At 42.8% G+C, this 3,426-nt stretch carries 5 protein-coding genes; all 5 read left to right on the forward strand.

Annotated elements, in window-relative coordinates:
• Positions 1-328 (forward strand): hypothetical protein (locus Q1A48_RS20760; RefSeq protein ID WP_299948691.1); only part of this gene is annotated, 328 nt, incomplete at its 5' end.
• 1 nt (position 329) lies between these two features.
• Positions 330-1,142 carry a hypothetical protein gene (locus tag Q1A48_RS20765; protein ID WP_299948693.1) on the forward strand — a complete coding sequence of 271 codons (813 nt, stop codon included), beginning with the start codon at positions 330-332 and terminating at the stop codon, positions 1,140-1,142.
• A 3-nt stretch (positions 1,143-1,145) separates the two neighbouring features.
• Complete coding sequence (locus tag Q1A48_RS20770; protein ID WP_299948695.1) at positions 1,146-1,619, forward strand: hypothetical protein; 474 nt, start codon at positions 1,146-1,148, stop codon at positions 1,617-1,619.
• Positions 1,620-1,948: 329 nt separating this feature from the next.
• Positions 1,949-2,743 (forward strand): hypothetical protein, encoded by a 795-nt coding sequence (locus tag Q1A48_RS20775; protein WP_299948697.1) that lies wholly within the window; start codon positions 1,949-1,951, stop codon positions 2,741-2,743.
• Positions 2,743-3,219, forward strand: a complete 477-nt coding sequence (locus Q1A48_RS20780; RefSeq protein WP_299948699.1) for a hypothetical protein — start codon at positions 2,743-2,745, stop codon at positions 3,217-3,219. Before Q1A48_RS20775 ends, Q1A48_RS20780 begins: the two co-directional genes overlap by 1 nt.
• Positions 3,220-3,426: the final 207 nt, after the last annotated feature.

Below are 3,426 nucleotides of genomic sequence, written 5' to 3' on the forward strand. Positions count from 1 at the left end.
ACGCAATGACCGGGATATCGCCTTTGAAATAGAAGATTTTGAATGGTGCTTTGATAAATTCAAAGCCAAAAACAAAAGTGGCAGTATTAAAGAGCAAAATGTAGAATTAGGCAGTGCCAGCCAAAAAAATACAGTGCTGTGGTATTTAGATAAGGGGCCGAAAGAAGGCAACTTTAAAAAAGTGGGTGAATTTCTTGAAAAAAGTGGTCAGGTAAATGTTGCCAGTAAAACCGGGCACTACAGTTTTGAGGCCGTTAGAGGTGCACTTGAGGGTGTGGGCTCTGAATTAATAAATGATGCATCTGAAGAATTTGTTTTAGAGGTTTAAAATGTTTAAAAATTATGAGTTTAAAACCGACAGGGATGCTCAATGGGATAAAATTGAGGCGGATGAGCGGGAAGATGGAAGAGCAGAAGTTTATAATCAAAAAGATAAGGCGTTTTTCTATAACGGGTTTGATGAAACTGATTGGCGTAAGGTTGAACCTCATCATGTTGGTAACCTTGCGCTGTATCCAAAGAAAACGATTGCCGGCTGGGAAGACTACTTTAGTTATTTTAAAGACAATCCATTAAAGCCTCATCAGATTGCTGACTTACAGCAAGCATTGTTGGAAGGAAGGGTTGGACGATTGCATCCTCAAGATGATGCCTATTATGTGTGGAGCCTTTGGGGTGAAGTCTGGCTCCCAGATTCAATTATAAAAATTGAGATTCCTACAGAAGAGCCGATAGTTCCGCTTGACGCAAACTTTGCTTATAGCTGTGCTATGCAAAACCTCACGAACTGGTTAAGAGATGCGGAAAATAACAATATCGGAAGCTATTTAGAATATCTACCGCGTTTTATGGATGCCATGCCGCCATTATTGGACGCCCGGTTATTTGATTTCGAGCACTATAAATTCAGGCAGACACTATCTCCTGAGTCACCAGTGCGCATTGCTACAGATAAGTCCCGGATGAAACAATTAATCCGTAATGCCCATGGTCTGATAGACCCGGATGATAAAAAACGCGGCCATAAAGCAGCTGTGGCTAAAAACTTTTTTGACGTATTTGATGCCCATAGGGACAAGCTGGGTGAAGATTTCCCACGCTTTGTGGCCGAAGCTTTGAAAGAAGAGTGGGAGGAGGACTAGGTTATGGAAGCTGATGGAACTCTCTTACTACTGAACCCGAAAGTGGTTTTCCCCAAGCTATTGGTGACTTTTAACTGCATTAGCTGGTCGGCGCTGACCGAGCTTTATCAATTAGCGGGGTTTAAAGAACCGTTAGAAGAATTAGACTATTCCCTTCTCGTTGATGAAGCCCTACCTACGCAAGGCGCCGAAGAGGCTTTGGGTGGTGTAGTGATTTATAGCCTGTCCGATGCCTGGATGTATTTTGCTAAAAAGCTAGTGGAGCAGGGTAGAGATATAGAGCTTTATGGCGTGATTGAGCGGGATGGCGGCAATATTGAATACTATGCCGTGCGAGATGGCCTGCGTTTTGTGGAGGAGTTTAGCCGGGACGGGGATGAGGACAATACCGCTTTAACCGAATGGTTAGCTGTATTGCCAAATGACGTACAGGAGTATTTTTTAACCCAGGTTTCGGTGGGGTGTGAGGAAGACTAGTACCAGGATTTATCGAGTGAAGTGATCAGTAAATTAGCCAGTATAGGCTTTGATGAAGTTTCTGATATGGCCGTTATTGAGAGTTAGAAATGTCGAGTCAGTCGGATTTAGAACTCACTAAAGACCTCCAATGGGTATCTCAACACATAGAGCGTTGGGGACCAGTTGAGCATTTGTTTGATACACTGATATTATTTGAGGCTGCAATAAACTCGTCGATGCTTTAATTGGGAGGAGTTAGAAGCTGCTCGCAAAAAAATGATGGAGTATGATTTAGATAGTGGCCTATTGAACGGTGCCTTTGAGAACCTTTGTGAGGATCAATAACCATGACAAATTACCCAGAGCCCTCAACCCAAGAAAACGAACCAATAAAGGAAACTAGAAAGGAGGCGCTTGCACGCCTGACGCTCCTTTGGAAAACGGAGAATCCCGAGTGGTTGTCGCAACGTCAGGGGGAGTGGAGGGAGTTATCTCGTACAGCTTTTGATGATTACCCTAAGGATGAAAAAAAAATTATTGAGCAATATTTTGTGCATGGTGATTTAAAAGGGGTTGTAAATGCTAGTACAACTTTGACCTTGGCACCCTATATTGATCATGTTAGCCTGCTTTCAGTGTTTAATTCCGCTTTGTTAGATGCTAATGATAGAAGAGCCTTATCCACAAATTTTTTATTTGGCGGGGATAAGTATTCTCAACTTCCGTGGTTTCAAAGCCACATGAATTTATTTGCAGAAAATATTCTAGGTAAGGAATATAGAATTATTTTGGAGCGGACTTCGGTAAGAAGAGTAAAAGAGATTTCACCAGAAGCTACCTATTGGTGTAGGTATTTCTGTAGTTCATCAAACTTGGCCATACAGGAAAAGAGGGGTTGGCAGCCATTTTACCAATGCATACCATATTTTCTATCATCCCTACCTTATGCATTAAAAGAAAGCGATAGAAAGCGTATTAAATTGGAGAGGTTGTGGAACTCTATTGATGAATGTGAAGGTAAAGAAAATGTGCCGCATGAATTGAACAAGTTTATAGTCGATCTAAAGGCGAATAAAGCTGATATTATGCAGGCTTGGGAGATGGGTGAGCAGCGGTTACGTACACAGGCAGGAGAGGCTTAATGGCGGAAACTTACGGCCGATTATTGGTACAGGCCCCTCAAGTCGTATTGCAGGCATTTCACCGTCATCGGGAAGATGGACTGGAAGCTTTGGTGGCATTTGCCAATGCTGACGCGACTATTATTGATGATTGTGATGTATTTTTTGATGAGCTGAGTATTCAAGGCAATTGTGGTTATTTTTATTTTGAAGATCCCTATTGGCCAAAAACTGTGCAGCGCTTTATAAAAAGTGGTCATGGCGTGGGTTGGTATTTGCACTACTGGGATGAATACGGGGCAAATATCCTCTTAGCGCATACCCCAGAAGGAGACAGCTTTTTTGCCCGTGCCGAAGGCCCCGACTATGATGAGGAAGATGAAGGTGGTGATGCTTTAAAGGATAAAGACGTACAACAATGGTGGGCCATAATTCCAGATGAGATAAAGCAAGCCTTTCCAGTTTTAGCTGAGCAATATGCTGAGCATTTAACTTAGTGAATTAGCCTTGTTAGGGTCAAGGAAAAGAAAGTGCTGGCAATCATGCAAACCGTGTAGCCAGCATTTGTTCAGTAGTGTTGCCTCTACTGATCTCACTGAACCTTTAAGTAAGGCGACTTTCAAGGTTAGAGCTAGTCCAAAAGGGAGACCCCCCGGCTTTGCCGGGGAGGCACGCATAGTTTGACAGATCCGGAAGTCCCATAG

The sequence above is a fragment of the uncultured Microbulbifer sp. genome, assembly GCF_947489355.1.
In the GTDB taxonomy this organism is placed as follows: domain Bacteria; phylum Pseudomonadota; class Gammaproteobacteria; order Pseudomonadales; family Cellvibrionaceae; genus Microbulbifer.